This is a genomic window from Halanaerobium praevalens DSM 2228 (assembly GCF_000165465.1).
GTDB lineage: Bacteria > Bacillota > Halanaerobiia > Halanaerobiales > Halanaerobiaceae > Halanaerobium > Halanaerobium praevalens.
The window spans coordinates 978,190-998,219 of record NC_017455.1 but is presented as its reverse complement, the minus strand read 5'-3'; the positions used below and the strand labels follow the sequence as shown (position 1 = coordinate 998,219).

At 29.9% G+C, this 20,030-nt stretch carries 22 protein-coding genes; all 22 read right to left on the bottom strand.

The window, feature by feature from the left end; all coding sequences use genetic code 11:
- Positions 1-13 precede the first annotated feature (13 nt).
- A complete protein-coding gene (locus tag HPRAE_RS04645; RefSeq protein ID WP_014553085.1) occupies positions 14-868 on the bottom strand; it encodes an NAD(+)/NADH kinase in 855 nt (284 codons plus the stop codon).
- Position 869: 1 nt separating this feature from the next.
- Complete coding sequence (locus HPRAE_RS04640) at positions 870-1,697, bottom strand: TlyA family RNA methyltransferase (RefSeq protein WP_014553084.1); 828 nt, start codon at positions 1,695-1,697, stop codon at positions 870-872.
- Positions 1,676-3,607: a 1-deoxy-D-xylulose-5-phosphate synthase gene (gene dxs, locus HPRAE_RS04635; RefSeq protein WP_014553083.1), complete on the bottom strand. Its 1,932-nt coding sequence runs from the start codon at positions 3,605-3,607 to the stop codon at positions 1,676-1,678. Before dxs ends, HPRAE_RS04640 begins: the two co-directional genes overlap by 22 nt.
- Positions 3,600-4,163, bottom strand: a complete 564-nt coding sequence (locus HPRAE_RS04630; protein WP_014553082.1) for a hypothetical protein — start codon at positions 4,161-4,163, stop codon at positions 3,600-3,602. Before HPRAE_RS04630 ends, dxs begins: the two co-directional genes overlap by 8 nt.
- Before the next feature lie 627 nt (positions 4,164-4,790).
- Positions 4,791-5,672, bottom strand: a complete 882-nt coding sequence (locus HPRAE_RS04625) for a polyprenyl synthetase family protein (protein ID WP_014553081.1) — start codon at positions 5,670-5,672, stop codon at positions 4,791-4,793.
- A 2-nt stretch (positions 5,673-5,674) separates the two neighbouring features.
- Entirely contained in the window at positions 5,675-5,947 is a 273-nt protein-coding gene (gene xseB / locus HPRAE_RS04620) for an exodeoxyribonuclease VII small subunit (protein ID WP_014553080.1), read from the bottom strand.
- Complete coding sequence (xseA, locus tag HPRAE_RS04615; protein WP_014553079.1) at positions 5,937-7,196, bottom strand: exodeoxyribonuclease VII large subunit; 1,260 nt, start codon at positions 7,194-7,196, stop codon at positions 5,937-5,939. The genes xseB and xseA overlap by 11 nt, the downstream gene beginning before the upstream one ends.
- A gap of 15 nt (positions 7,197-7,211) precedes the next feature.
- On the bottom strand, positions 7,212-8,627 hold the full coding sequence (gene gltA, locus HPRAE_RS04610) for an NADPH-dependent glutamate synthase (RefSeq protein WP_014553078.1): 1,416 nt from the start codon (positions 8,625-8,627) through the stop codon (positions 7,212-7,214).
- The gene (locus HPRAE_RS04605; RefSeq protein WP_014553077.1) at positions 8,627-9,457 is read right to left on the bottom strand and encodes a sulfide/dihydroorotate dehydrogenase-like FAD/NAD-binding protein; all 831 of its coding nucleotides are present in this window, start codon (positions 9,455-9,457) and stop codon (positions 8,627-8,629) included. Before HPRAE_RS04605 ends, gltA begins: the two co-directional genes overlap by 1 nt.
- A gap of 85 nt (positions 9,458-9,542) precedes the next feature.
- Positions 9,543-10,745 (bottom strand): pyridoxal phosphate-dependent aminotransferase, encoded by a 1,203-nt coding sequence (locus HPRAE_RS04600; RefSeq protein ID WP_014553076.1) that lies wholly within the window; start codon positions 10,743-10,745, stop codon positions 9,543-9,545.
- A 100-nt stretch (positions 10,746-10,845) separates the two neighbouring features.
- The gene (gene nusB / locus HPRAE_RS04595; protein ID WP_014553075.1) at positions 10,846-11,247 is read right to left on the bottom strand and encodes a transcription antitermination factor NusB; all 402 of its coding nucleotides are present in this window, start codon (positions 11,245-11,247) and stop codon (positions 10,846-10,848) included.
- Between the two features lie 24 nt (positions 11,248-11,271).
- Positions 11,272-11,508, bottom strand: a complete 237-nt coding sequence (locus HPRAE_RS04590; RefSeq protein ID WP_014553074.1) for a DUF2273 domain-containing protein — start codon at positions 11,506-11,508, stop codon at positions 11,272-11,274.
- Between the two features lie 12 nt (positions 11,509-11,520).
- The gene (gene amaP / locus HPRAE_RS04585; protein ID WP_014553073.1) at positions 11,521-12,060 is read right to left on the bottom strand and encodes an alkaline shock response membrane anchor protein AmaP; all 540 of its coding nucleotides are present in this window, start codon (positions 12,058-12,060) and stop codon (positions 11,521-11,523) included.
- Positions 12,061-12,091: 31 nt separating this feature from the next.
- Positions 12,092-12,535, bottom strand: a complete 444-nt coding sequence (locus tag HPRAE_RS04580; protein WP_014553072.1) for an Asp23/Gls24 family envelope stress response protein — start codon at positions 12,533-12,535, stop codon at positions 12,092-12,094.
- A 28-nt stretch (positions 12,536-12,563) separates the two neighbouring features.
- Positions 12,564-13,691, bottom strand: a complete 1,128-nt coding sequence (locus HPRAE_RS04575) for an NAD(P)/FAD-dependent oxidoreductase (protein ID WP_014553071.1) — start codon at positions 13,689-13,691, stop codon at positions 12,564-12,566.
- Positions 13,692-13,718: 27 nt separating this feature from the next.
- Complete coding sequence (gene efp / locus HPRAE_RS04570; RefSeq protein WP_014553070.1) at positions 13,719-14,282, bottom strand: elongation factor P; 564 nt, start codon at positions 14,280-14,282, stop codon at positions 13,719-13,721.
- Positions 14,283-14,408: 126 nt separating this feature from the next.
- Positions 14,409-15,476, bottom strand: coding sequence for a M24 family metallopeptidase (locus HPRAE_RS04565; RefSeq protein WP_014553069.1), 1,068 nt, complete (start codon positions 15,474-15,476; stop codon positions 14,409-14,411).
- Entirely contained in the window at positions 15,476-15,922 is a 447-nt protein-coding gene (aroQ, locus tag HPRAE_RS04560; protein ID WP_014553068.1) for a type II 3-dehydroquinate dehydratase, read from the bottom strand. The genes HPRAE_RS04565 and aroQ overlap by 1 nt, the downstream gene beginning before the upstream one ends.
- On the bottom strand, positions 15,886-17,505 hold the full coding sequence (gene aroB / locus HPRAE_RS04555) for a 3-dehydroquinate synthase (protein WP_014553067.1): 1,620 nt from the start codon (positions 17,503-17,505) through the stop codon (positions 15,886-15,888). The genes aroQ and aroB overlap by 37 nt, the downstream gene beginning before the upstream one ends.
- 97 nt (positions 17,506-17,602) lie before the next feature.
- A complete protein-coding gene (locus HPRAE_RS04550; protein ID WP_014553066.1) occupies positions 17,603-18,919 on the bottom strand; it encodes a type II secretion system protein GspD in 1,317 nt (438 codons plus the stop codon).
- Positions 18,903-19,562: a hypothetical protein gene (locus HPRAE_RS04545; RefSeq protein WP_014553065.1), complete on the bottom strand. Its 660-nt coding sequence runs from the start codon at positions 19,560-19,562 to the stop codon at positions 18,903-18,905. The genes HPRAE_RS04550 and HPRAE_RS04545 overlap by 17 nt, the downstream gene beginning before the upstream one ends.
- Entirely contained in the window at positions 19,559-20,023 is a 465-nt protein-coding gene (locus HPRAE_RS04540; protein WP_014553064.1) for a hypothetical protein, read from the bottom strand. Before HPRAE_RS04540 ends, HPRAE_RS04545 begins: the two co-directional genes overlap by 4 nt.
- Positions 20,024-20,030 lie beyond the last annotated feature (7 nt).

Sequence of the window (20,030 nt, the reverse complement as noted above, 5' to 3'; positions counted from 1 at the left end):
TTCCTCCTGTCACTTAGGCAAGGTTCATTTTTTCTTTAACAATAGTATAAAATGTCCGATCAGGAAGTTTAATTATTGATAATTCCTGATCAGCTCCACTAATATAGATTTCATCACCAGGAACTATTTCATTTTTTTTCCTTCCATCAGCACAACCTTTGATAGAACGACCATCACTATCTACTTTAATCCTTATTTGTTCATCTTTAGCAATAACCATTGGCCTCAAATGTAAATTATGAGGACAAATAGGAGTAATTAAAATAGCCTTTATTTTGTGTGGGTTAATTATTGGTCCTCCTGCAGATAAAGAATAAGCTGTTGAGCCAGTTGGAGTAGCAAGAATTAGGCCATCACCTCTGAATTTATTAACAAGTTCATTATTAATAAAAAGTTCTATTTTTAACATTTGAGAATCAGGATCTCTATTTAAAACATAATCATTAAGAGCATAACTAGATCTAATTACTTTTTTAGCTCGATGCTGTTCACATTTTAACATCATTCTTTTTTCCACTTTATAGTTTCCATTATCAATCATCTCTAGAGCCTTCGTCAACTCTTCAGTTTCAACATCAGTTAAAAAACCTAAGTGCCCTACATTAATTCCCAATAAAGGAAGATCACTACCAATAAAATGATGTGAACTATGCAAAAAAGTTCCATCACCACCAATAATAATTATATAATCACTTTCAGCTTTTATTTTTTGATAGTCAGCACCTTTGCTTTTTTGAGATAGTTGAAAAGCTGCTTTTTTTTCAATTAAATAATCTTTACCTCGCTTTTCAAACCACTCAATTGCTCTTTCTGCCACTGTAAAGGCTTCTCTTTTATCTAAGTTAACAATTAAAGCAGCTTTATCCATCTTAAGCTCCCCCTAATTCAGAATGAGCAGTATTGATAACACTCTCAATTTTTTTAACCCATTTTTCCAGTCTAAAGTCAGATGTCTGATCAATGTACTTAAGCTGAATCAAATATTCAATGTTTTTACTTGAAGCACCTGTAATTGGAGAATAATCTAAGTTTATAGGTTTAAATCCTTCTTCTAAAAAGACTTCGCTTAATTGATTAATTACATCCTGATGGACAGCTGGATCTTTTACAATCCCATTTTTACCTACTCTATCTCTTCCTGCTTCAAATTGAGGTTTGATTAAAGCTATAAAATCTCCTTCTTTTTTCAAAAATTTTTTAACTCCTTTAACAATTAAACGCAGAGAAATAAAAGAAACATCTGTCACAATTAAAGGAACTTCAACTGGCAAATCTTTCTTCTCTAAATGCCGAAAATTACATCTCTCTAAAATTTCAACTCTTTTATCTTGTCGTAATTTCCAAGCTAATTGGCCATAACCAACATCAATTGCATAAACTTTTTGAGCACCATTTTGTAATAAACAATCTGTAAAACCACCTGTAGAAGCACCAATATCAATCGCTTCTTTTTGCTCAGGATCAACTTCAAATACCTTTAAAGCTTTTTCTAACTTAAAACCACCTCGACTAACATAAGGATTTTTAGTTCCTTTATATTCAATCTCAGCTGCAGGATCAATTTGAGTCCCAGCCTTATCTTCTCTTTGCCCATTAACAAAAACTAGACCAGCCATAATAGCTCTTTTAGCCTGAGAACGGCTTTTAAACATTTTTCTTTCTGTTACTAAAATATCTAATCTTTTTTTTCGGGCCATAACTCATCTACCTCCTCTGCTTTATCAAGCAAAGAAAGGGCATTTTTTAGAATTCCTCGGGCATCTAAGTCATATTCTTTTTTCATTTCTTCCATTCCACCTTGATTTACAAATTGATCTCCAATACCAATTCTTTTAATTTTATTAATTTTAATTCCATTATCAGCTGCAAGTTCTAAAACAGCAGAAGAAAAACCTCCTGCTAAAACTTGTTCTTCAACTGTGATTATATTTTGAGAATTATTTAAAGCTTTAAGGATTATTTCTTGATCTAAAGGTTTTATAAACCGAGCATCCACTAAAGCTGTTTGATATCCATTTTTATTTAAAATTTCTGCAGCTTTAACTGCTGGCTCTACAGTTGAACCAATTGCTAAAATAGTAATCAGTGTTTCTTTTTTTACTGCAAGCACTTCTTTAGCTTTTCCAATTTCTAGTTCTTGTAGTTCTTCAACTGGCAGAGGCAAATATTGACCTCTAATACTACCTCGAGGATAACGCAATATAGCTGGACCAGAATAATTAATAGCTGTATAGAGCATCTGCTGTAATTGTTCAGCATTTTTAGGTGCCATCATAACTAAATTAGGAATAGGACGTAAAAATGAATAATCAAATAATCCCTGATGTGTTTCACCATCATTACCAACAATACCAGCCCGATCAATAGCAATAGTTAAATCTAAATTTTGAATTGCAGCATCATGAATCACCTGATCATAAGCTCTTTGTAAAAAGGTAGAATAAAGAGCACAAACAGGCTTCATACCTCCTCTGGCTAAACCAGTACTCATAGTTATTGCATGCTGTTCTGCAATTCCAACATCATAATATCTATCAGGAAAAGCCTTAGCAAAAATATTTAAGCCAGTACCTGAAGGCATAGCAGCAGTTATACCAGCAACCCTTTTGTCTTGAGCTGCAATTTTAGTTAAACACTCTCCAAAAACTTTACTATAACTTGGCTTTGATTTTGTTTTTTTAGAACTTCCATCTTTAAGATTAAAAGGCCCAACACCATGAAATTGATCTGGATTATTTTCTGCTGGTGGATAACCTTTACCTTTTTTAGTTAAAACATGTAAAAGTACAGGCCCCTCTATTTTTTCAGCCTGTTGAAAATATTTGATTAATTCATTTATATTATGACCATCGATTGGTCCTAAGTATTTAAAACCAAATTCTTCAAATAAAACCCCTTGGATAAAACTATATTTTAAAGCTGCTTTAACTCGATCTACTGTATTAGAAACTGTCTTTCCAAATTTAGGTATTTTATTAAGCAGAAATTCTATATCTGCTTGTACCTTTTTTAAAGTTGGATCACTTCTTAAACTATTTAAATAGCTTGAAATAGCTCCAACATTATCAGAAATAGACATTTCATTATCATTTAAAATGACATTAATGTCAGCTCCAATATGCCCAGCATGATTTAAAGCTTCAAATGCCATCCCCCCAGTTAAAGCACCATCACCAATTACTGAATAAATATCTCCTATTTGATTTAAATTTTCTCTAGCCAAAGCTAGACCTAAAGCTGCAGAAATAGAAGTACTGCTATGTCCAGCTCCAATAATATCATGTGGAGATTCAGTACATTTGGGATAACCACTTAAACCATTTTTTTGTCTTAATTTTGTAAAGCAATTTTTACGTCCTGTCAAAATTTTATGAGTATAAGCCTGGTGACCAACATCCCAAATTATTTTATCTGTAGGACTATTTAAATAATGATGTAGGGCAATTGTCAATTCTACTGTACCTAAATTTGAAGCAAGATGACCACCGGTTTGAGAAATATTTTCAAGTAAAAAATCTCTTATTTCAGAGGCTAATTCGTTCAGTTGAGAACCTTTTAATTTCTTTAAATCACTTGTTCCATTTATTTTATCTAAATAATTAGTCATTAATTACACCTCTTTTTATAAATCTATAAATTTTAGCATAAATAAGATGGAAAATTGTTAAAAAACGACCAAACAAAAAAATTATTTCTGTCGATTTTTTCATCCCATAATATTTAAAAAAAGCTTTACCTCCAACAGTCAAAGAGGAAGCTAAGCCAATAATTATTAAATTAGTCCAAAAGCTTGAAAAGTTATAATAATTAATTAAGTCAATTGCAATTACAGCACTAATTGCACCACTGACAGTTCCACAAATATCACCAACTATGTCACACATCAAACTTGCTACTTTATCACCATTTTTAGCTAATTTAAGTGATATTTTAGCACCAAAAATTTTTTTAGCTGCTTTAGCATTAAAAGGTTCTGGTCTGGCTACAGTAGCAGCAACTCCAACCATATCTGCTAAGACCCCTACGATTATAATAATTAACAGTATTATTACTGCCATCGATAAGGGCACAAAACGAACTTGGGTTTGAGAAATCGATGAAACACTTACTGCAATAAAAAAAGTTATTATAGCAATAATAATACTGCTCTTTAAATTAGACAAAAAAATCCTCCTCTTGTTATAAATAACAGATGGTAATACAATAGATAAATGCTGTGTCATAGGTCCAGCAGGTTTTCCCCAGGAATTCCTAATCGTCACCAATCAGGAGATTTCTCTTTAAATTCCTGCTGTAGGGTCTCCCTCTACAGAGCTGGATTGCCACTAAGAACACACTTTAATCCCTATTGAATTCACTAAGACAGTCTAGAAGTTTTCCTTAACAGCATTTAAACTATCCCCTAGCTTCTTTTGCAGTACTGGTTTCCAGCAGGTTCAACCCAGAGCTGGATCCAAGCGTCTGTGTTTTGCTACTGTCTCCAGTACCACTTCAAAGCAGGCTACACTGTTCAACCTTGCGGTTAGAACAGGTGAACCTAGCCTTATTTTTTACAAACTCGACCAGGCCTCCGCGGGAAAGGGGTCAACGCCCACATGCCATTGTGGATCGCCCCAAGCCCTTATCTCTCTGCAACAGCCCCCGACTGGGCGTCAGCAGCCATTACAAAGAACTTCATCGATATGCCCGTTGACGGATTTTTAGGCCCGCCTTCAAAGATAGTATGCTGACTAGAATACTGCACCATCTGCATTTTAACTAATTATAACACATTTATTTAGGGGCTTCAATTACTGCTGTCTTTTTAAAATAAAATCAATTAAAGCTTCTAATTTCTCAGCTTTTTTGCCAAAAATAATTAAAGCTTCTTTAGCCTCTTTAGCATATTTTTCAGCTTCTTTTTGAGCCTTTTTCAACCCTAATAATTTAGGGTAAGTTGCTTTATTTAATTCTTGATCCCTACCAACTACTTTTCCCATCGCCTCAGTTTCACCAGTTAAGTCTAGCAAATCATCTACTATCTGAAATAAGACTCCAATTTTTTCTGCATAAGTTAAAAGTGCTTTTTTCTCTTCTGGCTTAAAATCAGAACAATAAACTCCATTTAAAACTGATGCTTTAATCAAGGCTCCAGTTTTAGCTTGATGTACTTTTTGCATTTCTTGAAGTGTTAAGTCCTTATTTTCAGCCTCAAGATCTAAAACCTGACCTCCAACCATTCCCTGATAACCAGAGAATTTGGCTGTATTTGCAATAATTTTAACCTTTAAATCAGGCTTAAGTTCTAGATCAGCTAACACTTGAAAAGCATAAGTTAAAAGTCCATCTCCAGCTAAAATTGCAGTTGCCTCTCCAAAAACAAGATGGTTAGTCTTTTTTCCTCTTCTTAATTTATCATCATCCATAGCTGGCAAATCATCATGGATTAAAGAATAACTGTGAATCATCTCTAAGGCAGATCCTGCTTTTAAAGCAGCTTGATAATTACCTTCTAATAATTCGGCTATTAAAAGAGTAAGGATTGGTCTAATCCTTTTACCTCCCGAAAGTAGGGTGTATTTCATTGACTTAGTTAATTGAGGTGCAAGTTCATCTTGACAATCTAATAACTTTATTAGATTTTCTTCAATAACTTCTGCTTTAGCTTTTAAAATATTCTTTATTTTATCCAAAATTAATCCTCTCCCAACTCAGATTCAAAAGCTACTTCTTTAGTAAATTCTTGATTTTCTTTTAACATTAATTCTATTTTGGATTCTGCCTTATCTAATTTTTGGTGGCAAAATTTAAGCAATTTCATTCCTTGACTAAATTCTGCTAAAGTTTTATCTAAATCATTCCCACCTTCTTCTAAATCGTCTACAATTTTTTGTAATTTTGCTAGGGCAGACTCAAAATCTAATTCTTCAATTTTGATTTTCTTTTCAAATTCTTTTTTATTTTCCATTAATGTCACCCACTTTTCTACAGTCTTTGATTTCCACTTCGGCTAAACCATCAGTTAAACGGGCCTTAACTAAATCCCCAATTTCAATTTCTTTAATTGATTTAATTGGTTTTTTAGTTTGATCTTGTAAAATAGTATAACCTCGATCTAAAGTTTTTAAAGGGCTTAAATTATTTAATTTCTGATGTAATAATTGATATTTATTTTCCCAGTCTTGATAATTTTTTTCTATTTGATGCACTAATTGAGTTTCTAAATTATCTAATTCTTGTTCATAATCTCTAAATAATTCGGCTGGACTTGAAAATATTTTTCTGGCTTCAATACTATTTAATTTATTTTTAGATTCTTTAATTTTCGTTAAACTACTATTTAATAATCTTTTAGTTAAATTATCAAGCCTAGTTAAAACTTCCTCTCTATTTGCAGTTGCTAATTCAGCTGCAGCAGAAGGAGTTGGTGCCCGCAGATCAGCTACAAAATCAGCAATAGTAAAATCAGTTTCATGGCCAACTCCACTAATTACTGGCAGTTTTGAATTATAAATTGCTCTTGCTACTTTTTCTTCATTAAAAGGCCACAAATCTTCAATTGAACCTCCACCACGGCTGACAATAATCAAATCGATATCATTTCTACTATTTAAATACCTAATTCCAGCACTAATTTCTGCTTGAGCAAGTTTACCCTGGACATGAGCTGGAACTATTAAAACAGAAAAATTACTGCTTCTTCTTTTCATAACTGAAAGTATATCACGCACAGCTGCTCCAGTTGGAGAAGTGACAATCCCAATTTTATTAGCTAAAAAAGGAATTTCTTGTTTTTTAGAGACAGCGAATAATCCTTCTTTTTCCAATTCTGATTTTAATTTTTGATATTTTTCATATAATTTACCTTTACCAGCTTTTTTCATTTGACGCGCATAAAATTGATATTCTCCTCGCTGGCTATAAATATCCAAATTACCTTTAGCTTCAACCTGCATTCCATCTTCTGGTTCAAAGTCAAGCTTGGAATTATCACCTTTAAACATTACGGTTTTTAATTGAGAATTTTTATCTTTAAGAGTTAAATACATATGACCAGAACTGTGATGATAAAAATTAGAAATCTCACCACTAAGCCAAAAATCATTTAAAAATGGATCTTCTTTTATTAAATTTTTTAGATATTTTGTTATTTCTGCCACACTATATATTTTTTTATCTTTTTCACTAAATAAATTGTCTTGATATAAATTTTCCATATAAAATCAACTACTTTATTTTTTAGATTTCTCAAGCAAATAATTTTTGATGTTTTGGGCAGCTTTTTTACCTGCACCCATTGCCTGAATAACTGTTGCTCCACCAGTTACTATGTCTCCACCTGCATAAACACCTTCACGACTAGTTTTCTGGCCAGAATCCACCTTAATTCCACCCCAGCTTTTAGTCTCTAAATCCTTAGTATTAGCAGTTAAAAGTGGATTAGGATTTTGACCAATAGCAATAATTACTGTATCAAGTTCTAAATCCCAATTTGAATTTTTAATCGGAAGTGGTCTTCTTCTACCAGAATTATCTTTTTCTCCCAGCTCCATCTTTTGACATTCCATTGCTTTTACTTTTCCCTTTTCACCCTTAATTGCAATCGGATTATTTAATAATTTAAATTCAATACCTTCTTCTTGAGCATGGTGTATTTCTTCACTGCGAGCAGGCATCTGCTCTTCTGAACGGCGATAAACTACATAAACATCTTCAGCTCCTAATCTTTTAGCAGTTCTTGCTGCATCCATTGCTACATTTCCAGCTCCAACAATTGCAACCTTATTTCCAACTGCAACAGGTGTTTTATATTCAGGATATTTAAAAGCTTTCATTAAATTAACTCTAGTTAAAAATTCATTAGCTGAATAAACTCCATTTAAATTTTCTCCTGGAATATTTAAAAATCTAGGTAAACCAGCTCCTACACCAATAAATATTGATTTATAATTTTGTTCAAAAAGTTCTTCAATAGTAATAGATTTACCAACTACTACATTTAATTTAATTTCTACACCTAGTTTCTTAATTGATTCAACTTCTTGTTCAACTATAGTTTTAGGTAATCTAAATTCGGGAATTCCATATCTTAAAACTCCACCTGTTTTATGCAGAGCTTCAAAAATAGTAACTTTAAGTCCAGATTTGGCCAAATCAGCTGCTGCAGCCAAACTAGCAGGTCCTGAACCAATAACAGCAACCTTTTTATCGGTCAATTCCGCAATTTTTAATTTTTCTAATTCACTTTTAGAGGACTCTGCTGTTTCTTTTTCTAAATTATAATCAGCTACATAACGTTCTAAACGACCAATAGCAACTGCTTCATTTTTAATTCCCATTACACATTTAGCTTCACATTGTTCTTCTTGGGGACACACTCGACCACAGATAGCAGGCAAATTATTTTTGCTTTTAATTATTTGATTTGCTTCTTCTGGATTACCATTTTTTAAAGCCTGAATAAATTGAGGAATCGGAACTCCAACTGGACAACCTTCAACACATGGTTTGTGTTTACACTGCAAACATCTGTCTGCTTCTACAAGTGCTTCTTCTTTTGTATAACCAAAGGGAACTTCATCAAAATTTCTAATTCTTTTTTCTGCTTTTTGTTCCTTCATTGGCGTTTTCTTTTTTTGCAATGACATTAATTATCCTCCTCGACTGCTTGCGAATGAACTAAATTTTCTTCATTCTGATAAAAATTAAGTCTATTTATTAATTCTTCAAAATCAACTTGATGAGCATCAAAAGCTGGACCATCTACACAAGTGAATTTTCTTTCTCCGCCAACAGTTACTCTACAAGCTCCACACATACCCGTTCCATCAACCATAATTGTATTTAAGCTAACAATAGTTTCAATTTCATATTCTGCAGTCAGATCTGAAACTGCTTTCATCATCGGTACAGGTCCAATTGCAACTACTAAATCAATATCTTTTTCTTGAATTAATAAGTCTTTTAAAATATCAGTTACATATCCTTTGTGTCCATAACTACCATCATCAGTTGCTATAAATACACGATCACTAAAACTTTCTAATTCCTCTTCTAAAATAACTAGGTTTTTAGTTCTGGCTCCAGTAATACTAATAACTTCTGCTCCCTGCTCATAAAAAGCCCTAACTTTAGGATATAAAAGAGCAGTACCTGAGCCACCACCTAAAAGCACTACTTTTTGATAACCTTCTAAATCAATATGATGACCTAAAGGGCCCACTATATCTTGAATTTTATCACCTGGCTCCATTCTACCTAATAATTTAGTTGAATAGCCAACTTCTTGAAAGATAATAGTAATAATACCTGTCTTTCTTTCATAATCAGCTACAGTCAAAGGGATTCTTTCTCCCTTTTCGTCTACTCTTAAGATAATAAAATTACCAGCCTTAGTTTTTTTTGCAATTAAAGGTGCTTTAACCTTTAATTTTTTTATAGTTGGTGCTAAAACTTCTTTTGCTAATATTTCATACATAATTTACCTCCTGAAATCTAAAACTAACTTACTTTTGCTTTAAATTTTTATTTATTAAACTAACTTAATTTATATTAATCTATTTTTAAGACTCAAGTCTTGCTATAAAATCAGCTATTCTTTTAATTCCCGTTTTTATTCTCTCTTCCCCTAAAGCAAAAGAAATCCGAATAAAATTATCCATTCCAAAAGCTATTCCTGGTACTACGGCAACTTTATCTTCTTTTAAAAGTAAATCTGAAAAAGAAAGTGAACCCTGAATCTGCTCTCCCTTAATTTTTTTACCAATCAACTTAGAAATATCAATAAAGAAATAGAAAGCTCCAGCGGGTTTTAAAGTATCAATTGCTTCAATTTCTGCTAATAATGAAGCAGTTAAATCTCTTCTTTTTTGATAAATTGATTTTCGTTTTTCAATAATTTTTTCTAGCTCATTATTTTCTAAGGCCTTAGCACTTGCATATTGAGCAATTGTATTGACATTTGATGTTGTATGACTTTGAATTTTTGTCATTGCTTTAATCCAGTCTTCATTTGCAAAACCAAAACCTACTCTCCAACCAGTCATAGCATATGATTTAGACATTCCATTAACAACTAAAATTCTTGCTTTCAAATCTGGAAAAAGCTGGACCATTGATTTAAATTCTTGTTTATCATAAAGAAGTTTATCATAAATTTCATCACTAATCACAAAGATATCGTGTTTAATTAAGACTGAAACTAGTTTTTCTAACTCAGAATTGGAATAAAAATGTCCATCTGGATTTGAAGGAGAATTAAGAATAATTGCCTTTGTCTTTTCAGTTATATTTTCTTTAAGTTCAGCTGCTTTTAATTTATATCGATCTGCAGCCTTAGTTTCTATCAAAACAGGAGTCCCTCCAGCTAGCTTTACTAATTCAGGATAAGAAACCCAATATGGTTTAGGTATTAAAACCTCATCTCCAGCTTCTAAAATAGCAGATAAGCCATTAAAAAGAACCTGTTTACCACCATTACCAACAAATACTTCTTCTGTAGAATATTTAATCTTATAATCAGCAGCAAATTTATTAGTTACTGCTTTTTTTAATTCAGGTAAACCAGAAGCAGAAGTATAACCTGTATAACCTTTTTCCATAGCTTCAACTGCTGCTTTTTTAATTGGAGCTGGAGTAGGAAAATCTGGTTCTCCTGCTCCAAAACTTACTACATCTTCTCCAGCAGCAGTTAAACGATTAGCTTCTGTACTAACAGCAATTGTTTTGGATTCTTCAATTTTTTCAATTCTTGCTGAATATTTCATTATTAGACCTCCATTATTTTTTAAATTAACTTTTTTATTTCAAATTTATAACTAATTAAACTAATCAAAGCACAAAAAAAGAGAGCAAGAAGCCCTCTTTTTAAGCGAATTTAGATAATATTCCATTAATAAATGAAGGTGAACTATCATCAGCATATTTTTTTGCTATTTTCACAGCTTCATTTATAGCTACTTTAGCAGGAATATCGTGCTGGATTTCATAAGCAGCAATTCTCAAAATATTTCTATCAATTGCAGGCATCCTTTCAATATCCCAATTAATTGCATATTGATCAATTTGGGCATCTAACAGTTCTAATTCCAGTATTATGCCTTCTAAAATTTCTGCCACATATAAATCTTCACTTAAAACTCCTTTTTCAGCCATAAAATTTTCATAACTTTTTTTGGAATGCTCCAAAGCAAGCTTTTTTCTAATATCTAATCCATAAAGAATCTGCAAAGCCCAGATTCTTTGTTTATGTCTCGAAACATTTTGCATAAAGAAAATACCTCTTTCCTAGCTCTATTTAAATTTTTCAGGAATAACTTTTAATATAAAGTCTTTTATGTCCTCTTCAAAACGCCAGCGTGCTCCTAAATAATAACCTACTAAAGTAGTTAAGCAAATAACTAAAGTTTTAAAAAAACCAATTACTAAAATCAAAATCCCAATAATTAAGCCAATAACTGCCCCAAATATTTTTTTGAGATTTAAATATATAAATTGAATTAAGTCTGCTTTTAATTTCTGCTTATCCATTTATAGCCCACCTCATTCTACCTTTTCGGGCAGTTTATCATCTTTTTTGACAGCATCAATTCTAATCTGAATTTTACTTACTTGAATGCCAGTTGTATCTTCTATATATTTTTTTAAATCACGCTGTATATTTTCACTGATAGAAGTTATATCACCTGGTACAGTCAATTTACCATTTAAAGTAATTTTTAATCCTGCTTCTTGTTCTTTTAATTTAATTTTTATATCATTAAATTTTTCTTTTGTTTTAACCCTATCTTTAATTAAATTAGAAAGAGCAGAAACTGTAATTGTTATATCACCTGATTCAGAACTTAATAAATGAGTTGATTTAAACTTTTCATCAGTAAAATAAGGATAAATAACAAAAAGCGCCCCCAGTAACAATAATAAATAAACAGCTCCTAACTGCCAATTATTATAACTTCTTAAAATTAAATTAGGAATAAAATTGGCTGATAAAAGCCCAAAACTATAAAGAGAAAAAACTATAGTTAAAACAATAAGAATTAAAGCACTAATAAAAGAAACTATATTGCGGATAATTTTCATAGTTTAACCTCCAATCAGTTATAGAAAAATATTATTTATCTGCTTCTACTTCCTCTAATTCTTTTTTTTCAGCTTGCTTTTGGTCATTTTCGGGGAAATTAACTCCCTGCACATGAACATTAACCGCTTTAACATCTAAACCTGTCATTCCTTCTATTGCCTCTTTAACATTATCTTGTATTTTCCATGCTACATCAGGAATAGAATTACCATAATCTATAATAACATAAACATCAACTGAAGCAGTTTGATCTTCAACCTGAACCTTAACACCTTTACTTAAACTTTTTCGACCTAGCATATCAGCAATTCCACCAGCAAGGCCACCACTCATACCTGCTACACCATCAATTTCAGTAGCAGCTAAACCAGTTATAATTCCTACTACCTCATCAGCAATTTGAATACTTCCTTCATCAACTTCTTCTGTTTCTACTGCCTCAGCTTCAACATCTTTAATCTTATCTTTTTCCATTATTAAACCCTCCTTCAATTAATAAAATTTATTTTTTGACTTCAGCCATAATCTTATTTTTGTTAGAATATTGGCCAACTATTATAGCTCCAATCTTTTTACCATTGTTTTTTATAACTTTAATATAATTATCATCATCAGCTAAAATTTCTTCTTCATATTCATTATCTTTGTTTAATTCTCCTAAAGAAATAACATCAATACCAGCAACTTTTAGCTTATGTGAAGAAACATGTGCTTCAAACTCTGCTTTTTCTCCACTCATTACTTTACCAGCAACTTGACCCTGTTTTAAAGAAGGAGGCCAAATCCCATAAACTTCTCCCTTAAATTCTGCTATATCTCCAGCAGCAAAAACATCTGGAACTGAAGTCTGCATTTTATTGTTAACTATTACTCCTTTATTCTGTTCAATATCAATATCATCTGCTAAAGAAGTATTACAGCGAATTCCAGTTGAAATCAAAACAATATCTGCTTCTATTTTTTGATCTTCAAGAATTACTTTTTCAACTTTTTTATCACCAGCAAAACCTTTAGTCTTTGCATCAGTAATTACTTTAACTTGGTTTTTCTCCAATTTCTTTTCTAAAAGATCTCCACCCTTTTTATCTAACTGCATTGGCAATAGATAAGGTGCTACTTCTAAAACCGTTGTATCTAAACCAGCTTTAGCAAAGTTATAGGCGATTTCTAAGCCCAAAAGTCCACCTCCAACAACAACTGCCTTTTTGGCTTTTGCTGCTGCTTTATTAATTTCCTTAAGATCTGCTGCAGTTCTTAAAGTAAAAATATTTTCTAAATCTAAACCTGAAAATGGTGGGACAAAACAATGAGATCCACTTGCCAGTAATAATTTGTCATATTTATAAGTATCTTTTTTACTTTTTATTTCTTTAGCTTCAAGATTAACATCTATAATTTTTTCATCTAAATGAAGTTCAATTCCATTTTCTGCAAACCACTCTTGATCATTAATAATAATATCCTCAATTGCAACTTCACCTGACAAACATTCTATTAGACGAGGACGATAATAAAAAGGATAATTTTCGTCTGTAAAAATTTTTATTTGATCATTTTCTTTGCTATTTTTTAAAATTGATTTGGCAGCAGAAGCTCCTGCTGCACCTGCTCCAATGATTAAATAATTCATCTAAAGATCCTCCTCTAGTACTAAAGTTTATTTATTAGCTCTTTCTACATATTCATTAGTTCTACTATCTATTTTAAGTATATCCCCTTCTTCAATAAATAAAGGCACTTGAGTTACCAAGCCAGTTTCCATTGTAGCTGGCTTATTACCTCCCGAAACTGTATTACCTCTAACATTAGGAGGAGTACTTTCTACTTTTAATTTAACAAAGGTAGGTAAATCTATATCAATCGGTTTACCTTGATAAACAGATATATCAAGTTCCATATTTTCTTTTAAATACTTAACCTTATCTCCAAGTTGTTCTTCACTTAAGCTAAATTGTTCATATGTATCATTATCCATAAAAATATAATCACTACCATCCCAATATAGATACTGCATTTTCTTTTTTTCTACATGAGCAGTTTCTACTTTTTCTCCTGCCTTAAAAGTTTTATTAATTGTATATCCTTCTTCAACATTACGCAATTTTGTTCTAACAAAAGCACTACCTCTGCCAGATTTAGAATGCTGAAATTCTATAACTTGATATACTTCCCCTTCTAGCTCTATTGTTAAACCTGTATTAAAATCATTTGTTGAAATCATTTACGGCCACCTCCACTATTTTTTGCTGCAGTTCAATTATAGCAGAAATTATCTTTTTAAACAAATTATAAACTCTAACTAAATTTGATTTAAAGTTTGTCAGCAAAGTATAGTCTGGATTTTAATTTATAAAATAATCAATTCTTTAGGAGCTGAATTTAAAACTTGACAACCATTTTCAGTAATTACCAAATCATCTTCAATTCTAACTCCACCTAAACCAGAAACATAAATTCCAGGCTCATCTGTAACAACCATTCCTGCTTTCAATTGAGAATCTGAGCTATAAGAAAGTCTAGGCCCTTCATGAATTTCAAGTCCAAGTCCATGTCCTAAACCATGGCCAAAGTTTTCTTTATAGCCTGCTTCTGCAATAAAATCTCTCGCTATTTTATCTGCTTCAAAACAACTCATACCTGCTTTAATTTCTCTAATCACTTTTTGCTGAGCACTTAAAACAAGCTCATAAATATTTTTTAATTTTGCTTCTGGTTCTCCTACTGCAATTGTTCTGGTCATATCAGAATGATATCCCTGATAAACAGTACCAAAATCAATTGTAACTAAATCTCCAGTTTCTATTTTTTTATCTGAGGCCACTCCATGTGGTAAAGCTCCTCTTTTGCCAGAGGCTACTATAAAATCAAAAGCATTAGCTTCTCCACCTTTTCTTTTCATAAAAAATTCTAGTTCTAAAGCGACTTCTTTTTCTGTTTTACCAGGTTCAATAAAATCAATTAAGAAATCAAAACCTTGATCTGCTATTTCTACTGCTTTTTTAATTTTTTCAATTTCACTCTGATCTTTAATTAATCTTAAATTTTCTACCAGAGATTCTAAAGGCATAAATGAATCTAAGTCTAAATTATCTTTTAATTTTTGATACATTTTAAAGTTTAAATCTTCACTTTCAAAACTTAAATTTTTAATATTTTTTCTTTTTAAAAGTTCAGCAAATCCCTTAACAAAGTCACTGCTTATTTCTTCAATTACACATCCTTCTGTTTGTTCTGCAGCCTGATCTAAATAACGAAAATCAGTAATGAAAATATTATCTTTTTTAGTTATTAATAATTTACCTGCTGTGCCTGTAAAATTACTTAAATAACGTACATTTTCTCTTTTAGTTACTAAAAAGGCCTCTATATCTTTTTCAATTAAATTTTTTCTTAATTTATCAATTCTTTTTTTCATTAGTATTTCTCCTTTATCAATATTTTTTTTAATGCTTCTAAAGCTAAAACATAGCCATAAACTCCTAAACCAGTTATTAATCCCACAGCTGCTTCTGCTGTAATTGATTTTTTACGATATTCTTCTCTTCGATAAATATTACTAATATGAACTTCAATAACTGCTAATCTCACTGATGCTAGAGCATCTCTCAAAACAACACTAGTATGAGTTAAACCACCTGGGTTAATTACTATTCCTGACAATTCTTTGTAGTTTTGCTGTAAAAAATCAACAATTTCCCCCTCATGATTAGTCTGTATAATCTCTAATTCTAAATCAATTTCTTTAGCTTTTTTTTTCAAATCATTATTAAGTGCTGCTAAATTAGTACCTCCATAAATTTCAGGTTCCCTTATTCCTAACATATTTAAATTAGGTCCATGGATAATAGCCACTTTTTGCATAAGTATTCCTCCATATATTGACTAAGTTCTTTTTGCTTAAATCTATCACTTAAATAAGTAGTACCGATGTCATTTATTAAAACCCACCAGATCTTATTTCCACTATTTTTTTTATCATAAGCTAAATAATTTATTAAATCCTTAACTTTTATTGCTGGTGAAGGAAAAATTTCATAATTGAAATTTAAAATTAATTTTATTATTTTTTTGAATTTATCTGATTCTAAAACTCCTATTTTATTAGATAAAAAAGCTGTAAAAGCAATTCCCATAACTACTGCCTGTCCATGCTTATAATTAAAATTTTCTGTAGCTTCAAGTGCATGACCAAAACTATGACCTAAATTAAGTTTTTTCCTCAAGCCTTTATCTTGAACATCATTTCTTACATATTCGTATTTAGTATTTAAACAAATCTCGGCTATTTGTAGCATAATATCTTCATCTAAGTTAATAATTTCAGTTTCTTTTTCAACTAAAAGATCAAAGAGTTCTGGACCAGCTAAAATTGAATATTTTATAACTTCTCCTAAACCAGATTTTATTTCTCTAGTAGCTAAAGTTTTTAACCAATCTAATTGATAATATACTAATTCTGGCTGATAAAAAGTACCTATTATATTTTTAGTATTTTTAAAGTTAACAGCAGTTTTACCACCTATACTACTATCTAATTGAGAAATAATAGTTGTTGGCAGTTGAATTAGTTTTAAACCTCTTAAATAAGTAGAGGCAGCTAAACCACCCAAATCACCAACAGTACCTCCCCCAAAAGCAATTAAATAATCAGAACGACTAAAATTATTTTCATATAAAATTTGATAAATCTGATTTAAATAACTAAGGCTTTTAATTTCTTCTCCAGCTTTAAGCTCCAATTTGACAAGCTGAGAATTTTTATTAAGTAAATCAATTATTTGAGCACTATGTTTTGACATTAAAACTTGATCTACCAATAAAAATACCTTATTACCTTTAATTTTATCTATAATTTTTTTAAAACTATTTTTTTTAAATTTTGATTCTATAATTACAGGATAAGCCATTGATTTAGAATCAATTTTAATATTTATTTTTTGTTCAGGTAATTCAGCTAAAATTAAATCTGCGATTTCTATCGCTGAATTTGTTTCACTATCAAAATGAATTGGAATTTGTTGATAATACTTTTTTCGCTTTGCTAAAAGTTTTTTTACCTTGTTTAATTTATTATTCCCTGCAAGTAGAGGCCGTTGTATCTTTGACTTTTTTTCTCTCTTTAAAACAGCTTCTGGACTTAAATCTAAACAAAAGCTTTCAGATTGCTCTAAGATTAGATTTCTTAACTCTTTATTTATAATAGAGCCACCACCTGTAGCCAATACTAAATTTTTTTTTGTTTTTAAAAGGTTCATAATAATCTCTTTTTCAATTTTTCTAAAATATTTTTCACCTTTGAGTTTAAATATTTCTTTAATAGTCATTTTTTCTTTTGCTTCAATTAATTGATCACTATCATAAAATTTATAGTTTTTTTTAGCTGCTATAATTTTAGCTACTGTTGTTTTACCAGCAGTCATAAATCCAGTTAAAACTATTTTCAATAAATTAACCTCCTTCAATTAGCATTTGTTTTTATTATTAAAAGAAAATTCAGGGTTTCCCCTGAATTAAATTTCTTGAAAAAGTTTAAATATCCTTTTATTTATCTAAAATTTTTTTTAATTCTGCTTCTGTTAGATTTTTAAACTCTCTATTACTTTTATTCTCTTTTAAGACCTCTTTTTCCTGCTTTTTAATCTTATTATTTAATTTTTCTTCTGTTAAAACTGGTGTTTTAGTTTTAATTTCAGTTTTAGATTCTATAATTTTAGGTGTAATAAAAATAATTAATTCAGTTTCTATATCATTTTTTTCTTCAGCTGAAAATAATTTTCCTAATAACGGCAAATCTGCTAAAATAGGTACTTCTTTAATACTTTTTAACTCATCTTTTTTGATTAAGCCTCCAATAGCTAAAGTTTGATCATTTTCTAAAATAACAGTTGTTTCAGCACTTCTGGAGTTTACAGCTGGTAAACCATCAGCAAGCACTTGACCTAAACTATTAACTGATGGTTTTATTTCTAAAAGAACTTCTTTTTCATTGATAATTTTAGGTAAAAATTCTAAAACAATTCCAGCTTCTATATAATTAATTGTAGAAACTGTTTTTTCTGATTCTACTCTTTCTAATTTAACTGGTATTTGATCACCAATTATTAATTTTGCTTTTTTTCGATCAAGAGTCATTAAACTAGGGTTAGCAAGTATATTAGAAAGACCTCTTTCATTTAAAGATCTTAAAGTATCAGGCCAATTAGGTTTTAGTTCTTCTAAATCTCCAGCTTCATTTTTTATTATTTTTAATTCAGTTAATTGACTAGGATTAATACCTAATTCTTTAATTTCTGTTCTACTGATTTCTTCAACTCTAGCTTTAATCATAATTTGTTTTTGTGGCTGATCAATTTTTTTTACTATTTGATCAATTTTATTAAATTCATGTTTGGCACAACTGACAATTAAACCTTCACTATTTAAATCAATTATTTTAATGTCTTCAAAATTATTTTTTAATATTTCAGCTGCGGTTTCAGATGTTAGATAATTGAATTTATAATTTTTAGTATAAAATTCATTTTTGTCTAAAGCCATTTTTTCACTTGTACTAACATAAATTACATTTTTTTGATAGCTATAAGCTAAATCAAAACTATCTGTAATTAAATCTAAGGCATCTTCAAAAATTATATCATTAAATAACACAGTTATTTTTCCATTTACTTTACTATCACAGATCAAATTTTTTTCAGCTGTATTAGCCAACATTATTAAAGCTGTCTCTAATTCCACATCTCTAAGATTAATAGAAATCAAATCTTTTGTTTTAGTTTCTGCTCTAACAAAAGTTGATAAAAAAACTAAAATTATTACTAAAACAAAAATTTCTACTATCTGTCTAGCTTTCAGTCCCATCTTTTAGATCCTCCCATAAATTTAATTTTATTTCTTTTTCTTGATAAAAAAGTATAACCTCTTTCTTATTTATGTTTTTAATCTCAAATGAACTAATTTTATCTTTTTCTTTTTTAAAAATGGTTTTGCCTTGATATAAAAAAAGAGCAGCAGCCTGTTTTTTATTCTTTATTATACCTAGCAACTTGAAATCTAATTTTAGATTGTCTTCAATTGAGGGACTTAAATTATCTGATTTATTTGGATTTTTAGTTTTCACTTGCTGAATAATATTTTTTTCTAGTGATAAAAGTTCATCTGGATTAATTGGATTAGTTGAATCTGCATCTTGATTTGCAGAATTTTGATTATTTTTATCGATTTTAAAAGGATCTTTTATTTCTTTAATTGTAGCTAATTTTTCAACTGTAATTTCTGCTTTTGAATTACTTTTAAGATTTAAATTTTTGTTTTTTATTTTTAAATTAGCTGCTGCTACTTCTTTGCTTTGAGATTGTACTTTTAATTGGTTTTCATTTTCCTTTTCTAATAAATTAGTAGATTTTTTACCTTTGAGTTTAACATAATTAAAAGAAATTGAGATAATTAAAACTAAAGTTAAGATAATTAGAACTATTTTTTTATTAATTTTTAATTTTTTCATTTAACATCAACCCATCTTGTTAGTTTTAAAAATAAGAATAAGTTTTGATTATTATCTTTTAATTTAAACTCTCTTATTTTTAGATCAATCATCTCAATTTCTAAGTATTTAATTAAGTTTAAAATAGAATGAAAATCACCAGAAATATTTAAGTTGATTTCATTTTTAGTTCTATTTAGGTCTATTAATTTTAAATTCAAAGTTTTGACTTTAGCTAAAATAGAAGCTGTTTTAGCTGCCAAAGGTTTTGCATGTCTATTATTATTTGAGTTCTTTTTTTTAATATTTTTTTGGTATTTTGTTTTAAATTCCATATTATTTTGCTGTTGTTTTTTAATTTTTGCATGCAAATACTTATTTTTGATAAAATTATTTTTTAGATAATAAGACTGCAAAATTAAGAATAAAAGTACTAAGATAATTAAAATATAAATAAATATTTTTTTCTGAATAATTTTCATTTTCCCC